The sequence below is a fragment of the Gracilibacillus sp. HCP3S3_G5_2 genome (assembly GCF_052063305.1).
Classification (GTDB): domain Bacteria; phylum Bacillota; class Bacilli; order Bacillales; family Amphibacillaceae; genus Gracilibacillus.
Window position 1 is genome coordinate 367,812 of sequence record NZ_JBQHXU010000001.1, and the last position, 21,729, is coordinate 389,540.

14 protein-coding genes and 1 riboswitch are annotated in these 21,729 nt (G+C 37.1%); of the genes, 1 reads left to right on the forward strand and 13 read right to left on the reverse strand.

Annotation, left to right across the window (positions count from 1 at the left end):
- Positions 1-14: 14 nt before the first annotated feature.
- The 7 genes from ACTNEP_RS01805 to ACTNEP_RS01835 form a co-directional block, all read right to left on the reverse strand.
- Entirely contained in the window at positions 15-980 is a 966-nt protein-coding gene (locus tag ACTNEP_RS01805; RefSeq protein WP_441159832.1) for a Gfo/Idh/MocA family protein, read from the reverse strand.
- Positions 977-1,819 (reverse strand): sugar phosphate isomerase/epimerase family protein, encoded by an 843-nt coding sequence (locus ACTNEP_RS01810; RefSeq protein ID WP_441159833.1) that lies wholly within the window; start codon positions 1,817-1,819, stop codon positions 977-979. The genes ACTNEP_RS01805 and ACTNEP_RS01810 overlap by 4 nt, the downstream gene beginning before the upstream one ends.
- Before the next feature lie 13 nt (positions 1,820-1,832).
- On the reverse strand, positions 1,833-3,059 hold the full coding sequence (locus ACTNEP_RS01815; protein WP_441159834.1) for an ROK family transcriptional regulator: 1,227 nt from the start codon (positions 3,057-3,059) through the stop codon (positions 1,833-1,835).
- Between the two features lie 480 nt (positions 3,060-3,539).
- Positions 3,540-3,854 carry a DMT family transporter gene (locus tag ACTNEP_RS01820; RefSeq protein WP_441159835.1) on the reverse strand — a complete coding sequence of 105 codons (315 nt, stop codon included), beginning with the start codon at positions 3,852-3,854 and terminating at the stop codon, positions 3,540-3,542.
- Positions 3,854-4,186: a DMT family transporter gene (locus tag ACTNEP_RS01825; protein WP_441159836.1), complete on the reverse strand. Its 333-nt coding sequence runs from the start codon at positions 4,184-4,186 to the stop codon at positions 3,854-3,856. The genes ACTNEP_RS01820 and ACTNEP_RS01825 overlap by 1 nt, the downstream gene beginning before the upstream one ends.
- 85 nt (positions 4,187-4,271) lie before the next feature.
- Positions 4,272-4,368, reverse strand: a riboswitch (guanidine-I (ykkC/yxkD leader).
- Positions 4,369-4,386: 18 nt separating this feature from the next.
- Positions 4,387-10,002 (reverse strand): pectate lyase, encoded by a 5,616-nt coding sequence (gene pelA, locus ACTNEP_RS01830; protein ID WP_441159837.1) that lies wholly within the window; start codon positions 10,000-10,002, stop codon positions 4,387-4,389.
- Between the two features lie 70 nt (positions 10,003-10,072).
- Positions 10,073-10,936 (reverse strand): AraC family transcriptional regulator, encoded by an 864-nt coding sequence (locus tag ACTNEP_RS01835; protein WP_441159838.1) that lies wholly within the window; start codon positions 10,934-10,936, stop codon positions 10,073-10,075.
- 428 nt (positions 10,937-11,364) lie between these two features.
- Here ACTNEP_RS01835 and ACTNEP_RS01840 point away from each other — a divergent pair, with 428 nt between their 5' ends.
- Positions 11,365-11,676 (forward strand): TetR family transcriptional regulator C-terminal domain-containing protein, encoded by a 312-nt coding sequence (locus ACTNEP_RS01840; RefSeq protein ID WP_441159839.1) that lies wholly within the window; start codon positions 11,365-11,367, stop codon positions 11,674-11,676.
- Positions 11,677-11,905: 229 nt separating this feature from the next.
- On the opposite strand, the gene ACTNEP_RS01845 is transcribed toward ACTNEP_RS01840, so the two are convergent.
- The 6 genes from ACTNEP_RS01845 to ACTNEP_RS01870 form a co-directional block, all read right to left on the reverse strand.
- A complete protein-coding gene (locus ACTNEP_RS01845; RefSeq protein ID WP_441159840.1) occupies positions 11,906-12,949 on the reverse strand; it encodes a M14 family zinc carboxypeptidase in 1,044 nt (347 codons plus the stop codon).
- 599 nt (positions 12,950-13,548) lie between these two features.
- Positions 13,549-15,105, reverse strand: a complete 1,557-nt coding sequence (locus ACTNEP_RS01850; RefSeq protein WP_441159841.1) for a Na+/H+ antiporter NhaC family protein — start codon at positions 15,103-15,105, stop codon at positions 13,549-13,551.
- Positions 15,106-15,341: 236 nt separating this feature from the next.
- Positions 15,342-17,342 (reverse strand): glycoside hydrolase family 65, encoded by a 2,001-nt coding sequence (locus ACTNEP_RS01855; protein WP_441159842.1) that lies wholly within the window; start codon positions 17,340-17,342, stop codon positions 15,342-15,344.
- Positions 17,335-18,228, reverse strand: a complete 894-nt coding sequence (locus tag ACTNEP_RS01860; RefSeq protein ID WP_441159843.1) for a glycoside hydrolase family 43 protein — start codon at positions 18,226-18,228, stop codon at positions 17,335-17,337. Before ACTNEP_RS01860 ends, ACTNEP_RS01855 begins: the two co-directional genes overlap by 8 nt.
- A gap of 73 nt (positions 18,229-18,301) precedes the next feature.
- On the reverse strand, positions 18,302-19,915 hold the full coding sequence (locus ACTNEP_RS01865; RefSeq protein WP_441159844.1) for a response regulator transcription factor: 1,614 nt from the start codon (positions 19,913-19,915) through the stop codon (positions 18,302-18,304).
- A gap of 3 nt (positions 19,916-19,918) precedes the next feature.
- Positions 19,919-21,712 (reverse strand): sensor histidine kinase, encoded by a 1,794-nt coding sequence (locus ACTNEP_RS01870; protein ID WP_441159845.1) that lies wholly within the window; start codon positions 21,710-21,712, stop codon positions 19,919-19,921.
- Positions 21,713-21,729: the final 17 nt, after the last annotated feature.

Genomic DNA, 21,729 nt, shown 5'->3' on the forward strand with positions numbered 1-21,729 from the left:
GTTTCAGCCTCCTTTTAAGTTATTGAGACAGCCTTACCTGCATGTTGCGATTCATTAGCTGCTAAAGTTACCTCTAATGTTTTCAAACCATTTGTGTAATCTGATAAGATATAATCGGAATTTCCGGTTATCACTGCTTCTATAAAAGCTTTATCCTGTTCTTCATAGAAGTCTACTTCTGATCTAGACGTAATGACATTGTCATTCTCTACAATTGTAAGTTCCGTTCCATTAATTGCTACTCGGAAATTCTTACCTAATACTTCAACCCCCATACGATGATCTGTTTGTGTAAAGGAACAATCTAAATGACCAACTGCCCCATTATTGAGTGTGAAATTCACAGAAGTAACATCAGGAATATCAATATTCTCAATTTCACCTGACACCGTTAACGCCATATTGGCATAAACCGTTTTAATATCACCACCTAAGTGTCGAATAAGATCCATTATGTGTGTTGCCTGCTCTACTAGTTGACCTCCTGATTTGGACATATTTCGATACCAAGGAGTTTCCACAAAGGTTGATATATAGTGACCTCGAATCATGGCAATTTCTTTACCTTCTAAATAGTCTTTAGCTTTCTTTACAGTATCTAAGTAACGTAAACAGTAACCTGTAGCGCAAATAATTCCTGTTTCTTCAATCACTACTTGTTTTTTGCGTGCGTCTTTCATACTCAATCCGACGGGCTTTTCTACCATTAAATGAATCCCCTTCTTAGCTGCTTTTTCTTCAATATCGCTATGGGCAAATGGTGGTATACAGAGGAACAGTACATCTAATTGCTCTTTTTCCAGCATATCATCTACGTTTGTGTATACATTTGCATTATTCTTTTGAGCGATTTTAAAAGCATTTTCCTCATCGATATCGCACACTGAAACAATTTTTACATTCTGATGATTAGCTAAACATTTCAAATGAACAGATGCTATTCCACCGACACCTACAAATCCAATTTTTAACCTTTTCACTTTGCACCTTCCTTTTTATTTGCATGAATAATTAATTCTATATGCCTTGCTGTGTCTATGGCTAATGCCTTTGGATCGAGCTTATATGATGATAACTCAGCAGTAATAGGCCCACTATAACCAATTTCATGTAATGCTTTGCTAACCTCTAACCAATTGACATCACCAGCTAGTAAGTTTACAAAACCATTAATATTACCTGTAGCTCTATGGAAATCTTTCACATGAACTTTGCGAATACGAGTACCTAAAATACGAATCCACTGTTCGGGATAACCAAACTGCAATACATTGCCAACGTCAAAATAAACTCCAGCATAATCTGATTCTAACTCGTCGACATAACGTACCATTTCGAGAGGTGAGAGAAGAAATTTATTCCATACATTTTCAATTCCTATGTGTACTTGATGGTTTTCAGCGAATGGCAATACTTTTCTAAGTTCGTCTAAACTGCGTTGATAACATTCTTCATAGGACACATCTTCTGATACAGAGCCAGGAACAACAAGAACGGTATCGATATTCATCGCAGCAGCAAGCTCAATTTGCTTTTCTATTACTTTCCTGCCTTTAGCCCGTGTTGATTCCTCTTTGGATGACAATGGAACTTCCCATAACAAGGAGGTTGATAGACTTTGAATCTTCAAGCTGTAGTCTTCAACTAATTTCTTAATCTCTTTCGCATCTTCTGGAGAAGAATCCATTGTTAAACCTATACCGCCTGGATGATTGAGATTCAGCTCAACCGTATCAAACCCAGCTTCCTTACTGTATTCTAGAACCTTTTCTAAAGCTGTACCTTCTGGGTAACACCATTGATTAATTCCTTTTAACATAGTATCCCTCCTATCAATTTGTTTTCTGTGTGTAATGATCATTGGTAAGTTTAAATTGGAATTTTTCTTGTAGTAACACAGAGGCAGCACCAACCATTTCAAATTCTTTCCCTAGTGAAGACTCGGTAATTTGCACATCCTTATAAAGTGGCTTCAAGGTTTTCTTCTCCACTTTATTTTGAAGTACTGAGGTTAATAGTTGATTAGTAACATCCCCCCCTAAAATAATGACTTCTGGATTAAACAGATGGACTAAATTAACGACCCCGACAGCAAGATATTCAGCCATTTCATGAAGGATATCTACAGCTAAGGCATCTCCATTGTTTACAGCGTCTACAAATTCATTAGGAGTAATAAATGATTTATCCTTAGTAAGGTAACTAGAAAGAATCGTTTCTTGTCCTTCTGCAATTCTCTGCATTAATTTCTTAGAAGTAGCTGGCCAACTCATATAATTCTCTAAGCAGCCTTTATTTCCACAGCTACACAGCCTGCCATTCATATCAATACTAGTGTGTCCAAACTCACCCGCACCCCCACTTTCTCCTCGAGATAAGGTATGATTTGTAATTACACCAGCACCGACACCCTCACCAATTGTAATATAAATCAAATTTTCTACTTCTTGAAAATCACCAAAATTTTTCTCAGCTAACACGTATGCATTCGTATCATTGTCAAGCCATGTGGGTAGATGAAAATGTTGTCCTACTATATCTCTTAAATAAACATCATTGAGCAATAAAACTGGGTTGTAATGAACAATTCCTCTTTTTGAATCTACAATACCTTGAATAATAATAGATATACCTATACAAATTCGGCTATCCTTACAAGATTCGAAGAATTCTTCCAATAATTGAATAAGGTAGTTTACAAGTGCAACACCTGTATATCCTTTGGTTGAATATATTTTCTTCACATTAATTTTTGCCTCTAAGTTCATGTCTGCTATTGTAATTTTAGAATAAGAAATGGAAACACCTATGAGATAATGATTATCAGGGGAAAATTGCAAGAGAATTGGCTTTCTGCCACCACTGGAAATGCCTGTTCCACCTTCATTGACATAGCCTTCATTAATAAGGTCAGTAACAGCAGATGTAACAGTGGTTGGGCTTAAATCATTTTTCTTTGCAATTTCACTTCTGGAAATTGGACCATATTTTCGAATTGTGTCTAAAATGATGGATCGATTTAGTTCTTGTATTAACTTTAGATCTCCTGTTCGTTTCATAGTCTTTAACATTCCAATCTGTTAGTTTTTTTTATGAGTCTGCAATTATGATGAGTGGAGGTGCTTTCTTGTAGAAGTTTGATGATATTATCAGAATGAAGTTGTGGATCAAAACTTAAGGTTCCATTACTTTTTCCAATGGAATTAATAAGTTTTTTTGAAGTCTACCATAATTTTTAAATGTTTGTCAAGATTTATTTACAATTTATTTACATAGTTTTTCAGTAAATTTTGTATCACCTTATTCATAGTCAATAAAAACGACTATTTTTCTGGTTGCAAGCATTTGTCAAGTCTCCTTTTTCATAACATGCCGCGGAAGAATAACCAAGATTTCTACGCTTACTGAGAGCTTTAATTCTTTTATAACCATAAAAAACACCCTAATAGATAAATGTTACTCTAACTTTTAGGATGTAGTACAAAAATAGTTATATTTTGAAATCCTTCCACGATATAATAAAATTGCTTTAATTGTTCTTACCCGATTATTTTCAATCCAATCACAGCTAATATAATTAATGATAAAAAGAAAATCCGCTTGGCATTTTTTGATTCCTTATAAAAAATGATCCCAACTATAGCAGCACCTGCAGCACCTATTCCAGTCCATATCGCATATCCCATACTCATTGGAATCGTCTGTAGAGCAATGGACAAAAATAAGAAGCTTAAAGCAAAGCTTGCAAGCATCAAATAAATCGTATTCGTTGTTTTATGATGATGCCATTGATTCATCATCATCACTCCCAGCATTTCAAATAACCCTGCAACAATTAAAAGTATCCAAGCCATTATTTACTTTCCTCCTTTGGTTCTGAAGTTGCTTTCAATCCAATAATACCGATCAAAAGTAAAAGAATTAGTGCAATTTTGGCAAGGCTAATTTCTTCATGAAAAAAGAAAGCTCCAGTTATGACAGTCCCAGCTGTTCCTAATCCTACAAATACGGCATAAACCGTTCCGACTGCAATCTTTTCTCCGGCCATAATTAGAAAATAAAAACTAATAATAATAGCGATAACTGTGCCAATCCACTCTAAAATTTGATCGGAATGTGTTAAACCAATTACCCATAAAACTTCAAATACTGCAGCGATTATCACTTTTAGCCATTCTTTAAACATAATGCTTCCCCCCCTTTATCGCAAAAGATTTTTTGATTTGTAATAGAGATAACATGGACTAAGCAAAAAAAGCCTGGGAGAATGAATCTCCCAGGCTTTTATCCTTCCGTGTCACAGTAGTTACTGTGTGTTTTCTCTCGGACCAGTCCAACTTGTGTTGCGGAACCCTAGAAAACAATTTTCCAATATTCTGTTACCAATTATTTTATCATCTTTTGCTTTCTTTTTCTAGCAATTATTAATAATCCGATTCCGAACATTAACAATAATCCACTCGCTAACAACCAGTTAAAAATACTAGTTGCAGTGTCTGGTAAAGCAACACCGTCTTTTGATTTTTCACTATCTGTTGCCGTTTGATCTTGTTCATCGTCTGCAGTAGCTAAAACACCATAGGTCGAGAAGTGATCAACTGTTGTAGTAACGACACCATCGCTTACGTCCCCACCAATAAACTCCCAGCTATTCGTAGCTTCATTATAATAATAAATCGCTACATTTTCCTCATTTTCATCATGTCCCATGATTAATTGAAATTCACCAGTATAATCTTCAAAACCTTCAGGGAAAGTAAATTCGAAGGTATATACATCACCTGCAACTTGAAGATCCCCTAGGTTCTGAGGTTCTGCTTGTTTAACAATTAAAGTTGTTCCTTTCGGTAAGTCGCTCGGTAAAATTACTTTAGTTGATGAATCAGCAATAGCAATTATCATATCCGCCTCTACTTCTATTTCTTCCCCTAATTCAACTTTCAGTTCTTTGGTGTCATTACTTGATTCATTGTTATCTTCATTCTCATCTTCTCGGGTTTCCGTTCCTTCGCCATTACCATCTTGTTCAGATCCATTCCCAGGTGATTTATGATCATCTTCTGGTTTTTGTGGTTTTTCTGGCTTTTCTGGTTTTTCTGGCTTTTCACCAGGTTTTTCGTTAGAACCATCACCTGGCTCTTTATCTAAATCCTCATCTGGGTCTTCACCTGGTTTTTCTATTGGATCTAATACATATGGATCCCAACCTTTTAATACGTTTTGCACGGTCCAGTCAGCTGCCTCTTCATCGGTTAATTGACGACGTGAATCATTGATTACTGCACCTGGACCTTCGTTTTTATATTCATACAAACGTGCATCTTCAGGTTGTAGACCGCTCATTGATGTCCAGCCTTCTGGTTTGATATGCTCACCAAGTTTGCTTTCCATGATGACAACACTTCCAATTGCATCTGGATTGCCCCCAGCAGGCCATGGTCTCCCTAGATACACTGTTTCTGCAGGTGCATCACTCGTAAATTTACTGTCTTTAATTAACATGCCATACTTATCTGAAATTAACGTACTGGCTGCGGTCACATAACCATTATTTGAGTCTGAGCCACGATCCAATGAATGAATTACAGAATCTTCAATAACGATACTTGCTGCACCAAAAATGAAGTCAACATCCCCTTCGATATAGACATCCCCATAATACTGTGTACCGGAATGAGCATATAACGTATCTTGATTTCCGATAAAACGGACATCATTGAAATATTGACGATCACCACTGGCATAAACGGCTACAGCTTGTTTTCCTTCAACATCGGCACTTTCATCAAAGGAATTTTCCAATGTTAGATTTTCGATACGGAGATCATCTGCCCGTAAATAGACACTGGCACTACCACTTGTCCCGAGAGTTCCACCTACACCATTGTCACGACCAGCATAATTATCATACGTAATGACTGTATCGTGTTTGCTTTCCCCTAACAAATTAATAAAAGGTTTATTCGTTGGAATGGTGACTACTTCTTTGTACGTACCATCTTTAATATAAATGGTTACAGGATTACGATTGTTTTCAGGAACAGCGTCAATAGCTGCTTGAACAGTCCCATAATCCCCAGTTCCATCCTGTGCAACAACTAATTGACTTTCTATTTCATTCATTTGCTTTGTTTGTCCTTCCAATACTTTTATATCACCTTGTGCTAATGTCCTGCCATTTACGTCAACAGAGTCGGTTCCTTTTACTTGAACAAATACTTTGTCGGTATAATTACCTGTCGTTTGCATGATTTCCAACAATTGAGTTGCCCAATGGCCTCCCCAAGCATAACCGTCTCTTCTTTCTGCTTCTATTTCCATAATGTCATGTTTAATCACACCATCACGGCCAGAGAATATCGGTTTATTCGTACCGATTTCATAGAAACGGTACCAAGCAGTTGAATTTGGGTCTTCAACGAAATATTCGTTATTGGGATCACCACTGACATATCTGGTATTTTCCAATTTCACTTCATCAAACCATTCTAACGCTGCTAAAACGGCTTTATTGATTTCTTCAGTTTGTGGTCGAGTCATTAAATATCGAATAACTCCGACTGACTCTGATCCTGAGATAGAAGGATGCTCATAAGAACGACCTTCTTTTGGTTCGTACGTATATGGATCATGCTGCGCACACCAAGCAGTTAGTTTGCCATCTACTTCAATTTGCGCATTTAGAATATAGTCTACAGCTAATTCTATCGACTCTTGTGATTTACTTAGATACTCTTCACTAATTAGATCAGAATCAAATGGATAACGTTGTTCTGCAACCATGTCTAATAATTCCAATACATTAATCATCGCTTCATCATTAAAAGTAACATAGTCAGAATAGTTACCTCTTGCAGGATAAACCTGTGCAAATCCTCCTGTTTCATACTGAAGCTTGAATAAGAAATCTAAACCTTTTTCAATGCTTTCTTTATATCTAGGATCTTTTGTTTCTTGATACACTTCGGCTAAATATTGCAACTCTGAAATGGTCGCATCATTATCAATGGTACCTAATTCAACGCCATCATTGACCCACTCTGAGCGTGATTCTTCACCATCCCAAGGTCGAGTGTAGATATGTGGCCAGTTTTTCGTCCATCCACCGTGGTCCATTTGCCATGTCAATAGATTGTTTGCTTCCTCTACAGCAGTATCTAAATCTCCGGAAAATCTCGTTTCCTCAAATTCAATTGGGTACTCGGCATACTCGTTCCATTCATCTAAACTGTGCATCACGATCACTGTTTGACCAAATCGGTTTGTTGCCGTTGCCGCCTTGTCTATATTTAATGTTGTAAATCCTGGTGTTAAAAGCTCCCATCTTCTCGTCGGAACAACTACTTCCAGATCTGTAGGTGTAAATTTTGCAAAGTAGCCGTTTAATGTAACAACAAGTAAATTGTTAGAGACAGCATGTACACCTGCAATATCGACCGTTTCACTTTCATTTTCCGCTTCTAGTAAAGCAACTAAATCTCTTGCTTCCCCCCATGTTAATTGTGCACTTTCAGACTCAGCAGTTTGATCAGAAACTGTCTGTATAATTTGTACTGCTTCATCACCAGTAATTGTCTCATTTGGACTTACCTTACCATTACTTACTAAGTGATCTGCATAGCCTAACGCATCAGCAGTTTCAAGCACAAAGGAATACCACTCTTCAGTTGACGTTTCCCAAACAGTTTCCTTCTCAGTCAAGCCTTTGAACTGTTCCTCATACACATAGCCTAAAGCTTGATTCACTAGAGAGAAAAATTCAATTCTAGTAATCGCTTCTTCATTCGACGGAAGTTCATCCACAACGATGCCTAATTCTTTCAATTTTTTCAATTCAACACCACTAACCACTTCTTCGAGTTCAGCGGGATCAATCTCAATCGGGCGATCATTACCAGCATCAGATTTATTATGCACACGCAGATGGTCAATGTTTGCCCCACCGCTTGGGCCTACCCCGGTAGCTCGAATGGTATTTTCACCAGCTACAAGCTGAGCTTTCGTAGATGTATACTCCCAATTTGCCCAGTTACCGGTCGGGTCAAATGCAAGTGCTTCTTCAACTACTTCACCATTGACTTTAATTTCTGCTGGGCGCTGATCTGTACCACCATGAGCATAGCGGAAATCTAAGAAATACTCTCCTTCCACAGGAACATTGACTGTCCACTCCACCCAGCTTCCAGGCGCATTTGGGCTATAATCGATAAAGCCATCTCCAGTAAAGCCAGCATGTTTATTATCAATTATCACCGTGCCTTCTTCTAACTCTGCCTCTTCTGCTTCATATATTTCATCGTATTCTTTCATAACCCTTAAGTGATCAATGTTCGCTCCACCACTCGAACCAATACCTGTTGCGCGAATAACATTCTCACCTTCAGTTAATATAGCTTTTGTGGACGTATATTCCCATGCTGTCCAATCACCGGTCGGGTCAAAAGCTAACTCTTCTTCTACTACTTCACCATTCACCTCAATTTGAGCAGGACGAAGATCTGTACCACCATGAGCATAACGGAAATCTAATGTATACTCACCATCTGCAGGGACATCCACTACCCATTCGATCCAGCCACCTGGAGCATTCGGCACATAGTCAACAAAGCCTGTACCAGTAAAACCAGTGTGCTTGTTATCAATAATCGCATTATAAAAATTTGCATCTTCCGCTTCATAAATACCTCCACTAACAGATTCTGCTGGATCTTCCGGCTCATCAGGTTGTTCCGGTTCCTCTTCTTCCGGCACTTGATACAGATTACCTGAGATTTTCAAGTTATCCATATAGTGTCCATCTGTTCCACTATTAGGAGTGAAACTTTCCACAAAATTAACTTTTTCTGCAGGCTGATTAAGTTCTGCTTCTTCATGCACTAGCTCCTCATCAATATAAACATTGGCATGTTGAGCGTCCAAATCAATTTCAACTGTTACTTTATACCAAGTTTCTTCTTCTACTTCTACCAACGGATGATATTGATCACCTGTGCGATACGTAATAGCCCCATCTTTTGTTTCAATAATTACCGGTGTACTATCGCCTTTTATCCTCATCACTTTGGTTGAACTGGCATAATTTGGCTGCATAAATAACATCTCAACTGTCACTATACCGCCAAGATCCTCCACCGATTTACTTAAAATAACATTTGTATCATCGCTTGTATCATCAAGGAATACACTCTTATTCTCTTCAGACGGCACATCTACTACCCTTACAGTTCCTCCATCTTCTGACACATCAACATTTGTTGGAATGTCACCTGTTACATCATCATTAAAATCTGTCTCAAAAACAAAGTCAGCTTCCGGTTCTTCCGGTGGTAGTTCTACTTCTACTAATTGTGAAATACGAAGATCATCAATATAATGGCCCAAAGCTTTGGTTCTAGGAGTAATGGATTCCATATAATTGATTTTTGATGCATCCTCGTAAAATGCTGCCCCTTCTACTTTTAATTCATCATTGATAGAAACATCAACTGTTTTTTCTATTAAATCTACTTCAACTTTTAGGTCGTACCATTCACCTTCTTGCACCTCTACTAAATTCTGATAAGAATCATCACTGTTCCGGTAACCAATATGGCCATCATTCGTTTCAATAATGACAGAGGTACCGTCACCTTTAAGACGCATGACTTTGGATGAACTTGTATAAGTTGGTTGCATAAATTTCATCTCGAACGTCACCTGATTATCCAAGTCATCCAATGATTTAGAGATTAATACATCATCACTCTCACTTGTGTCATTCAGGTATACACTTTTATTTTCTGCATCAGGTAACTCTTCAACTGTGACTTCTCCCCCAGCTGCAGATACATCTAAATTTGCTGGTACTGCACCTGTTTCATCATCATTGAAGTCTTCCTCAAAAATAACAACGTTGTTAAAATCAGACTCAGCTTTTACCAGCGTTACTGGCATCGTAGAACATACAGTGGTAAACATTAGCATAAAAATAAGAAATACATTGATTGCTTTTTTACTATTCATTCATGAATCTCCCCTCTCTTAATTAGTAGCATGACTTAGTACAGGAAATTACGTTTCCCTCCCTTCCCTGTTATACTTGATTACGGAATTGCTTAGGAGTGACTTGTTGATATTTCTTAAAGCATCTAATAAAGTTAGATGCTGTTGAAAAACCGATTCGGGAAGCAATTTCAGCAATAGGCATGTTTGTTTCTCTCAGTAATTTCTTCGCTTCATACATTCTTCTTTGTAATATATATTGATGAATGGTCATGCCAAACTCTTTTTTAAAAAAGTGACACAAATAATATTTATTAAAGTGTAACTTGTCGGCAAGATCCTCTAATTGCCAATTGGTATTCCAAAGACTATTGATTTCTTTTAAAATCCTTTCTTGCGTACGAACTGGATTTGACGCTGATAGTTGAAAAATTCGATCCTTTGAAGTCTGCAATAATCGACTGCAAACGAGCAATAATTCTGATACATACAGGATTATTGCATGTTGATGTTGCCAATTATTCGGGGACATATCTTCTTGTAATAGTTGACGAATAATATGCTGAAAATTTTCATAGCCTCGTTCTTCTATTTGCAAAAAGAAATGTGGTGTAGGTTGTTGATTTAATAGGCGTTTAAATGCTTGAAAGATTGGCTGCTCATAGCAAAATAAATCATCTTGAAACATGATCATCACACGATCATATGCCTGATTATCTGGCAAGTTTACTTTATGCAGCTGCTCACTGTTAAACAAAAGAACATGACCTTTCTTCAAATGAAACACACTTTCTTCAAAAATAAACTGCGCTTCTCCATTTCTCACCCATACGATTTCATACCCTCGATGGGAGTGAAAATCTTTTGGTGTATGGCTATCCACCTTATGTTGGATAGTGAATGTTGTTGCCAAGTCCTTTTGTTTTTGTACGGTTTCTAGTTTCTCTATTAACACTCTTTCACCTCCCCCGTCAATAATAGAAAACGTTTTCATTTTGTATTATAGCATAGATATTACCTTCTCCAATAATGAAATATTGTTGAAAAAATATTCCTAGATTGCTTTACATATTACCAATGATTCCATTAAATTTCCAATTCGTCTTATATTGATACCATTTACACTGGTATTGCTTGTCAGTTAATAAATAGCGTTAAAAATACCCTCGTAGATAGTCTTGGCCAGTACGGATAAATCAGCACTGTAAATTCCCTCTTGTTCATTACTTTTAAATTTAGTATATATTTTTATTTGCCTCTCCGGTCAGTCCAGCTAAAAGAAACATCCAAAAATATCTCGCATGCTATGATCAACCAATCAAATGAAGTACACCCTTCTTCAACGTGCAAAAAGCAAGGGAATTTCCAGAAGGTCAAAGCCCGTTGGAGTTTTTGATTGAAGGTGTGTATGAAGTGCTCCCTATCAATGAAGAGCGAAAAATAGAAATGATGGTGTGGCTTGCTTTTTCTGCAAAAGTTTTGGTTGACTCAACGCTTCGCGAGCTAAGCAATAAAGTGTACAACGACATGCATCAAGGATTGAAAAATGTCATTAATACCTTACAAGTATTACAATATGCAAAAGACGGACTTGATCTCGATTTAGAAGTTAACCGGCTCCATGCGCTAGTCGACGGAATGGCATTGCATCATTTATTAATTCCAGAGCACTTTACACATGATAAAATGATCTAGACTCTAGAATATCATCTTCAATCCCTTTGCAAATAAACTGTACCATATAAAGAAAGATAACAACCTATAATTACATTGAACCCTAGCAGAATATGGCTTCTTAACTGATAAAAAAACTAATGATGCCTAACGATAAACTTAAAATTTCGTTAGGCATCATTATCTTTTTCCGTTGAATATTCACATTATGTTCTAATGAGTATACTTTTCACACTAAAAACCGAATTCATTATGGTGTACTTGTTTGAGTTGGCAGGGTATCCCAGAAACTAGTGTCGACGGTTTCAATAGATCCATCAGCAATAGCTGTAACAGTAGCTTCTAGAGTTAAAATGGTCTGTTTCTTCAAATAGCCATTACTTTTCTGCCCTAAAATGGCACTAGGATTACTATGATCAGACATTCCTCTCATTTCAAATAATAGAGTTGGAATCCCGTAGCGTAAAGCTATACCATTTCTACCAATATTTGCACCTGTACCACCATTATATTTACCAATTAATCCCCAGCCTTTGGCATCAATAGTATGATAGACAACAGCACCAAGTTTTTTCGATTGCGCTATCAGTTCCTCATCAACACCTGAATTGGTAGGATATAAAATAGAGCCTGACACTAGATTACCATCTACGTACCTTTGTGCACCTTGATGGTGTAAGTCTATTAAATAATCAATATCCATTTTTTCAAATACTTCTTCATATAAAGCTCTTGCCTCTGGTTCCATATCAGCTATTTCTTTATCATGTTCACGATTTAAATCAACATTATTTGCATTATATCTCGTTAAATGTCTATCACCATCTGCAATGTAGTCATCCAAAGAGAAATCTACATCTCCCATCGCTCCATCTGCATTTAACATAGGAACTACAATAACATTGACGTTATCTAGTACTCCTTTTAACTTATTAGAACCTAAATGTTTGATAAATTCTAAAGCGCCTTCAGTTGTTAACTGCTCATTACCATGCTGTTGAGTTAGATAGAGAATAGTAGGATTTTCAGGATTTGATATATATTTTGCAATATAAATATCACGTCCTTTAACAGTTTGTCCGATCACATCAAGTTCCAGTGCTTCTTGCTTAGCTTCCTGTGCCTGAAGAAAATCAACCATTTCATCGTAAGTAGTCAGAATAGAAGTCTGGATGGATTCGTTTCCATTGTAGTTCGGACCATTTCCAACTGCAGCTAGTGGCATTGATACTGCTCCAATAGTTCCGATTGCCAAAAGTCCCGACAATGTAATTTTTAAAACTTTCTTTTTCATTATGATATCCCTTCCTCTCATAAAATTTATCCTACTATATAAAAGTATAACGAAAGTGTAAAAGATATGTTATATAATTGTTAATATTTCTTACTAATACTAGATTGGTTTTATTATTACAAAGGGTCATCTGCTAACGATAAGAAAGATTAGGTCTACATGGAATAGGAAAATTATAAATAGAGGTAGATACATCGATAGTTTAGACGTAGTTGTTTTGGGCTCCCTGAATGACAGTAAGTTACTGTCATTGGCATTTGCAACGTGCTCGATCGGTGCGACGACGTTGATTATTTTTTATTGAATTGTTTTTAAAGTGCTAAGTTTATTAGATTTAGTCTTAAATTTGGCACTTATCATGGTTGTAAGTGCTATTTCTGGTCGTGTGGTTATGAATTTTGGTACTTAATGATGGTTTAAGTACTATTTTAAGAAAGTACTTTTTAATTTTGGTACTTAACTTCTAGAATTGGTGTAGATACAGTTTTTTTCTGAAAGTTAATATAAAGTAGTTTATAAATTGTTATGCAATTTATAATGAAAAAAGCAGTTCATTTTGAAGTACATTTGTACGCCAAAACCGAACTACTTTTTATAAGTTATGAGCTTTTTTTATCTCGATTTCCAACAATCAATAAAACAGCAATAACAAGAACAAACAATAACGTTATACTTAGCGATAACGCAACCTGACCGGTTAAACCATACATAATATATCCAAGCCCTGCTGCCAATGCACTGATTAATGCATACGGTAATTGCGTAATTACGTGATCCATGTGATTGGCTCCTGCACCCGTAGAGGACAGAATAGACGTATCAGATATTGGTGAACAATGATCTCCAAAGACAGAGCCTGCCAATACTGCAGCCATCGCCGGAAGGACTAAATCTACATCATAGACAATCGCAATTTGTGCAGCAATCGGAAGCATGATCCCAAACGTTCCCCATGAAGTTCCGGTTGCCAATGCCATAAAACCTGAAATAACAAACAATAACAACGCCAAATAATTTACATTAAAGTCAAATTGATCAACCAAATTAGCCAGATAACCGCCAGTGTCAATCGTTTCAATGATAGAGCCAATCATCCAAGCGAGAATTAAAATATAAATCGCCGGCATCATGGATAAAGATCCGTCTTTTAACACTTTAACTATAGACAATTTCGTTCCTTTTAAGAATAAGTACATTGCTAAACCTATAATAACAGCACTTACCCCTCCAATAAAAAGAGATAAATTGACATTTGTATTTTCAAACATCGTTAAAATAGTTGCATTACCTTCTGTCTCCTGATACCCAGTGTAGAGCATCATTGCAATCGTTACGACTACCAAAGTAATAATTGGCATTAACAGGTGGATGACCTTTCCATTTTCATTAACGAGTGCATTTTCGCCCATATCAGCAGACATCGTTTTTTTGTTAGGATCCACTACTTGACCTGTTTCCAGCGCTCTCTTTTCATGAGTCCTCATCGCACCAATATCAATACTAAATATTGCCACTAAAAATACTAAAAGCATTGCCGCAAAAGCATACATATTCAATGGAATCATTTTTACAAATGCTTCTAATGGCTGGAATTCCGTCACTTCCGCTGCTACAAAAATAGAACCAAGTGTTCCTATGATATATGCGCCCCAACTCGAAATCGGTGTAATAACCGTAATAGGCGCAGAAGTTGAGTCAATAAAATAGGCTAATTTTGCCCGAGATATTTTGTAACGATCTGTCAATGGTCGCGAAACTTGCCCTACCGCTAGACTGTTAAAATAATCATCGATAAATATGAGAATACCTAAAAAGGATGGTACAAGTTGAGCACCGCGTCTTGTTTTTACTTTTTGAATTGCCCATTCTCCGAAGGCCTTACTCCCTCCAGATGCTGTCATGATAACCGTCATTATACCTAATAGAAGTAAAAAGACGAGTAGATAAATACTTCCCATATTCCATCCATCCGCTGTGTAGAAAATATCACGGAATACAAGCCAGATTTGCTGAAGGCTTGCGATGATATTAAAATCGTGAATTAATAAAGCACCGACCACTATACCGGTTCCTAAAGATAATAAGACTCTCCTTGTCAATAATACCAATACCAGCATTAAAACAGCCGGGATTAACGAATATATTGTACCTTCCATTTACATAACCTCCACTATTACTATCCTGTCCAACTACACAAAGAAAAAAACAGCAACAGAATAAAGTCTATTACTGTTCTATACATTCTCAAATAGTTTATCAATTTTCGATACATCTGTCACTCACTTTTTTAATGGGACAGAAAAGTGGAAATAGTTTAATGAATCAAGAGAACCTCAGTGACTCACTATTACAGACAGTTTTATTGTTTTCATGCTGTCGTTAAAAAATTATATTATAGATAAATGTCTTTTAATCCTTCGTGCTGAACCTTCCATCCTTCTGGTAATCCAGTCTTTGTAATTAACATCGCTACCGCTATTAATAGAGCACCGTTACCCGGAAGATAAACGGTTAAAGCGTCGTGTTGATAGTTATGTCCATTGACTAAATAGGTATTCTTTACTTGGTCCATTAGCAAAAAGTCGACAGCTAACTCTAGTTCGTCTAATCTTGCCGCAGTCATCGCACACATTGGGAAGTCCCATCCCCAGGCAGTTTCCCAATGCCATTCTTCCTTAACCTTATTTAAAGTTTTTCGCATTACTTCCTGATCAATTAATTCCCCAGGTAATACACCAAGAGCTGCTACCATTGATGGATGATCATGATTTTTTTCAGAAAAAGTATTCTCACAATCCTGATGAGCTAAGTATACCCCATCCTTCACTCGAGGTTTTGCTAAATTAGTTCTGACGTCAACCCATTTTTCTGGAATATCTTTTCCTAATCGTTCACACCATTCGATAGCAATTCCCAAACCAACATACCAATATTCTAATTCATAAGGTGGATTGATGCTATCTTCCATCAGATGATTCTCTTGTGCTGGTATCAGACCCGGACCAAGCTGATAGACACCCTGTTCTTCATTATAATTTGCAAAAGATGCCATAAAATCAGCAGATGCAAACACAACTTCACTTAAGTGAACCAACACTTGCTCATCTTTTTCAGCTTGATAGCAAAGTTCTGCTAAATAGATAGGATGTGGCTGCTGCCAGATTAAACCCGGTGCTATCGGTGATGGTGTCTGCTCGCCTTCTATGTCAACCATTTTCGGCCACCGCGCCCCTTGATAGCCCTGGGATTGCGCCAATTGATAAGCTTTAGGTAGAATATCGAGATACCAGTCCATACTTTTTTCCAAAATGGCGCTTCTTCCCCATAACGGGAAGTGAGCCGCATGCCACCAATGCATTTCCAAATGAAACTTGCCGAACCAGCTGTTGTACATATAGCCTGTTTCCTGTGGGGGAACCGATCCACCACTGTGCACTGCTAGTAGATATTGTGAAAGAATTACACGACGCTCAAGTTCCTCAGCACGAGGATCCTTGCTTCCTTCAAAAGATAAGAAACCGCCATTTGACCAGAATGACTGCCAGTGATCACTTGATTCAGTAAATACTTCAGCCACCTGCTTCTCTGCCAGCATATCTTTGGAAAAAGAAAGTGTAAATGTTAATGTTTTTTCATTAGATGTAAGCAATAGCTTGTGATCGCTAACCTGTTTAACTTCTCCTGCATTCCAGCTCCAGCCAACCTGATAAGAGGTATCATCCATCTGACGTTCCAGCCTGATCGATTGACCAGACTGCTCAATAACCTTCGTTTGATGTTCCTCTTCATCCCAGTTTAATTCCAACGTTTCCTCCCATTTTCGATTTGTCATATTCGGACTTGGAAACGCTAATTGTACTGCTATTCGACCAGCTGTTAGTAAAGAAGAATTAACAGATACACCGATTACATCATCATTTGGTGCACAGGCAGTTTTAACGACCACCTTCTTGCCATCTACAATAAATTCACTCTCGATCATGCCTGACCATAAATGAAGTTGCTGCTTAACAGGCTCGGTTGCCACAAAAGAAAGTAATTCACCAGATTCATCAAAAAAAAGAAATCCGATTTGACCAAGCTGTAATCGATGCGGATTTTGCCTAAGCCAATGATAAGCCTCCTCTTTATCTTCAGGAAAAAGGGGATATGGCGCCCCTTGATATTGTTGCATTTTTATATCATTTAATGTGAAACTACCCTTACCACCGGTAGCATGCCACCCCCAATTGGATTGTGTACTTAATGGGGTGACATATTTCTCAGGAAATGTTTGCAATCCGGTAAAATCTACAGACAAGCCAAATTCACCATTTCCGACTGACAACGGGGCCCTTGATTCAATCGCTTTTACTACTGGCGAATGTTTTTCAACAATCTTTTTCCTATTCATCTTCGCTCCTCCTAATTACACCGTCTTGCTCTTCGATACGAATAAAAATCGGTCGCTCTTTCGGTGTCTTATTTGGTGAATGCAATGTTAAATGTAATTGCCCCTCCAAATCATGGAATAACATCCCATGGCCACCATCACTCGTAAATAGTGGCTTCTCATCATGTACCCATGGTCCTGTCACTTTACCTGTGGTCGAACGAGAAATGCCTTGTGCATATACATTATCAACAAAACTCGCCCATAACATCAATAATTCCCCATTTTTAGCACGATATAGATAAGGACCGTCTGTCACATAATTTTCGCGGGTATTACGTGTTTTATGTTTAAATGAGGTTGGCCAAGGGGATTCGGATGCTGAAAAAAGGGTAATCGGTTCACCAACTGCTTCTTTTAAATCATCACTTAAACGAATAGCACAAATCTCACCGTCACCAACCTGTACCCATTCATGACAAAATACCATCCAGGGCTTTCCCTCTTCATCTATATGTAATGTACCATCTAATGAAAACCAGTCATCCGGTGTAACAATTCCGTCACTATGTGGTTGAAAAGGTCCTGTTAATGATTCAGATTTTAAAATGGCAGTCCCGCGCTTTCCGGAATCCTTTAATAAAAATGTCGCAAACATATAAAAGGCATTTTTGTATTCATGTACTTCAGGTGCCCAGTAATTTTCTTCAGAGAAGAACTGATCATCTGGTCGAAATACCGGATATGGACCTTCCCATTGCTTTAAATCTTCACCAATCCAGACATCGAATCCCGTTCCTTTTCCCCAAATATTTTTATCGGTGCTGCCAAATAAATAATACTTACCTTGCTCACGATCGACATAAACAAACGGATCCCTAATTTGTACTTCCTGATTAACCTTCATTATCGCCTCTCCTTTATTAGATAATGCTTATCTTTCTCGTAAACACTTTTTCTTTTTTCTTACTAGTTAGTTGTTAAAAATATTCAGATGGACTGACACCTGTAATCGCTTTGAAAACCTGACTAAAATAAGTAGAATTCTGGTAACCTACCATTTCACTCACTTCATAGACCATGTATCGTTTTTCACGTAATAACTCCTTCGCCTTTGTGATTCGATAATTATTCAAATAGTTGACAAATGTTTCACCTGTTACTTTTTTAAAGAGTTGAGATAAGTAATTGCGGTTCACGTACAACATGTCAGCAATTTCTGTCAACGTAATTTCTTGATCATAATAGTGATGCACATGTTCCTTCACCTGCTCCACTAATTTGCTTGTCTTTTTGCCTGCTAGTGCTTCCTTTGAATACTCCACCCATTTAGTTATCTGCTCTGTCATCCACTCAAGTAAATCCTTCGTTGTCTGATAGTGATACACCTCTTTTAGTAAAGACGATTGTCCCTCAGGCAACGGTTCAATATGATCCATCGAATGGTCTTCCATCATTAATGCACTTAAGATATTGACTGATATTGTCTGGATCATATAAAAAGGGGAGTACTCCTCTGATAAACCGTTTACAAAATTATCCCATATCGCTAATAGCTCATCATAATCCTTTTCGGTAATTTTGCTATGAATCTCCTTTATCGTTTCAAATGGATATGCATAGGTATCATTGGAGCGTATTTCTTTCGTTTCCTGATAATGATAAACTTTATTCCATTCCTCATTTTCAGCTACTTCTAGCGCATACATACTTTCTGAATAAGCATCGGTTAAATGGTGCAAGCTTTTTCGGACATTACTAACACCGATCATCACAGATACCTTTAAATAATAAAGTACGTTATCAAGCATCTTATGCACGAGTTGATCATTTAATTGCTCTAAATAGATCTCATTCCCCGGTAAAAAGGCAACCATCACATAGGTAGAATCAGAATAATCGAGTAGATGTGTAACGAGCTGATTTTGTTCTGAAGATTGATGGATTGTTTCAGATAATATATTACCTACACTATACTTCATTAATTGCCATTCCCGTTCATGAGCTTTGGTTAAATAAGGAGGACGGTTGATCATAATCGAGGTAACAATCTGAGATGCATCGGCTTCTACTCCTAACAGGTCTTTACTTTCAATGGACAAATCTTTCGATTGATAACGATTAAACAGAAGATTACGAATAAACGTATCTTTACGATAAGCTAAGTAGTTAGGACGTTGTTTATGATAGGTTTCGAGGATTGCCTGTTGCTTTTCCTCTGACTCCATTTCCTGTAAGACTTCTTTAATAACTGTTTCAATTTCGGTTACAGGTGAAGGCTTCAAAAAGAAGTGCTTCACACCATACTGTATTGCTTTACGGGCATTATCGAAGTGATTATATCCGCTATGAATAATGATCCGAATAGACGGATAGGCTTCTCTTACCTTTTTTATTAAAGATAAACCATCCATTTCGGGCATATATATATCGGTAATCATAATATCTGGTGTTTCTTCTTCGATCATTTTTATTGCATGCTGTCCATCATTTGCCGTACCTAATACCCTGATCTGTAATTTCTCCCAATCGACATGCTTAGTTAAGCCTTCTCGTACCGTTAATTCATCATCAATAATTAATACCGATTTCATTATTTATTCCCCCGATTCGCTTGTCTGAGCTTGTGTTAAAGGTTGCTCTTGATAAATCGGTAAACGAATTTCGACGATCACACCACCTTTTTGATGATTATAAATGTCGACATCAAACTGCTCTCCACAATACATGGCAATCCGCTCTCTTACATTATGAATACCAATTCCTTTTGCATCCGAAAAGCTCCAATTATCCGGTAGTCCAGTACCATTATCTTTGATTGTTAATTGCATATATTGATTATTTTTACTTATCTCACCCTGAACGGTAATTTCCACCTTTTTTGATTCTACATTGTGATATCCGTGTTTGATACTGTTTTCAATAAACGGCTGAAGAATAATTTTCGGCACATAGTAATCCTTCATGGATGCTGGTACACGTACTTTATAATCAATTGCTTGTGGCTGTCGTTGCTTCTGAATATCAATATAGCATTTAGCATGATCCAATTCATCACGGAGACGGATAAATTTCAAGCCACCGCTAAGACCAATCCGTAACATTTTACTAAGTTTATTGACCATATCTCCGACATCTTTCGCATCATGATCAAGCGATTTCCACTTTATCATATCAAGTGTGTTATAAAGGAAGTGAGGCATAATTTGACTTTGTAATGCACGCATTTCTGCTTCACGGCGATGGATGTTTTCTTTTTCAAGCTTTGCAAGTAGCTCTGACAATTCATTTGTCATTTGGTTAAAATTCTTTCCTAAAATATCGTATTCTTCTATATAATGATGCTGAACCTGAACATCAAATTGTCCCTTTTCCACCTTGCGCATCGCTTTTACCATTTGACTGATCGGTTTCGTTATCCACTTTCCAATACCATAAACAATTGGGATTGATAAAATGATCGCAATCAACCCAATTACTAATACATGAATTCCGAGTTCCTGTGTTTCGGCATACAAATCATCAACCGGAATAACTTGAACGAGACGCCATTGTTCATAATTCGGCTGTGAGATTAACAGTAGGTAATATTCATTATCTTTCCGTATTAATTGATGATGATCGGTTAATTGCTCATATTCCGGTACTAATTGTTCATAGATTTCATTCTCAACTGGTAACGTAATATCATTTAAAATCGGAAACTCTTCACGCGAGTGTGTTTCCGCAATAATTCTTCCCCCGGTATTTAATAAGATAAAGGGCTCATTAATTTCCTCATACAGATCGGTATCCACTAAATATTCGAGAAAATGTTCAGCTAATACATTGACTTTAATATATCCAATTGTTTCACTACGTTGGTTTAAAATTCTGTGGACATAGCTGATCATTTCCCTATTCATTACATCATCGGTATGTCTTGGTACCCAGCCATTATCAACATTCTTAATAAAAGGTTCAAACCAATCCTGCTCTGTTAAATTGGACTCAGGCTGAACATTATAATCATAAAGATAGGAATACTCTTGAAAACGATCCGTGTATATTTCAATCGAATAGACTTCTTGTTTTAATGAAGCGACATTCTGGGCAAGATTTTTTAGTTCATTCCGTTCAACTAATGCTTGATAAGGACTAAGCTCGGTATTTTCAAAGATATCCATTAAGGTACGATCCACCGCAATGTATGTGCCAGTTTCACGGATATTCTGAATTACACCTGATAACTTATTAGCGCTTTCATTTAATAGCGTAAGTTTTGTTTCACTTATTTCTTCGGATGTAAAATTAAAAAAATACTGATAGGAAGAATAACTTACTCCTGCAAGAAAAAGGGCATTCACTAAAACGAAACATACTACCATTATCGTTTTTAACTTTCGAATCATGAATAACCCTCTTTTCT

What these genes read in the sequence shown, in the direction of transcription:
- ACTNEP_RS01810 (WP_441159833.1), bottom strand. Translation starts at nt 1,819, where the DNA reads ATGTTAAAAGGAATTAATCAATGGTGTTACCCAGAAGGTACAGCTTTA.
- ACTNEP_RS01845 (WP_441159840.1), bottom strand. Translation starts at nt 12,949, where the DNA reads ATGAAAAAGAAAGTTTTAAAAATTACATTGTCGGGACTTTTGGCAATC.
- ACTNEP_RS01815 (WP_441159834.1), bottom strand. Translation starts at nt 3,059, where the DNA reads ATGAAACGAACAGGAGATCTAAAGTTAATACAAGAACTAAATCGATCC.
- ACTNEP_RS01825 (WP_441159836.1), bottom strand. Translation starts at nt 4,186, where the DNA reads ATGTTTAAAGAATGGCTAAAAGTGATAATCGCTGCAGTATTTGAAGTT.
- ACTNEP_RS01820 (WP_441159835.1), bottom strand. Translation starts at nt 3,854, where the DNA reads ATGGCTTGGATACTTTTAATTGTTGCAGGGTTATTTGAAATGCTGGGA.
- pelA (WP_441159837.1), bottom strand. Translation starts at nt 10,002, where the DNA reads ATGAATAGTAAAAAAGCAATCAATGTATTTCTTATTTTTATGCTAATG.
- ACTNEP_RS01855 (WP_441159842.1), bottom strand. Translation starts at nt 17,342, where the DNA reads ATGAATAGGAAAAAGATTGTTGAAAAACATTCGCCAGTAGTAAAAGCG.
- ACTNEP_RS01860 (WP_441159843.1), bottom strand. Translation starts at nt 18,228, where the DNA reads ATGAAGGTTAATCAGGAAGTACAAATTAGGGATCCGTTTGTTTATGTC.
- ACTNEP_RS01865 (WP_441159844.1), bottom strand. Translation starts at nt 19,915, where the DNA reads ATGAAATCGGTATTAATTATTGATGATGAATTAACGGTACGAGAAGGC.
- ACTNEP_RS01850 (WP_441159841.1), bottom strand. Translation starts at nt 15,105, where the DNA reads ATGGAAGGTACAATATATTCGTTAATCCCGGCTGTTTTAATGCTGGTA.
- ACTNEP_RS01870 (WP_441159845.1), bottom strand. Translation starts at nt 21,712, where the DNA reads ATGATTCGAAAGTTAAAAACGATAATGGTAGTATGTTTCGTTTTAGTG.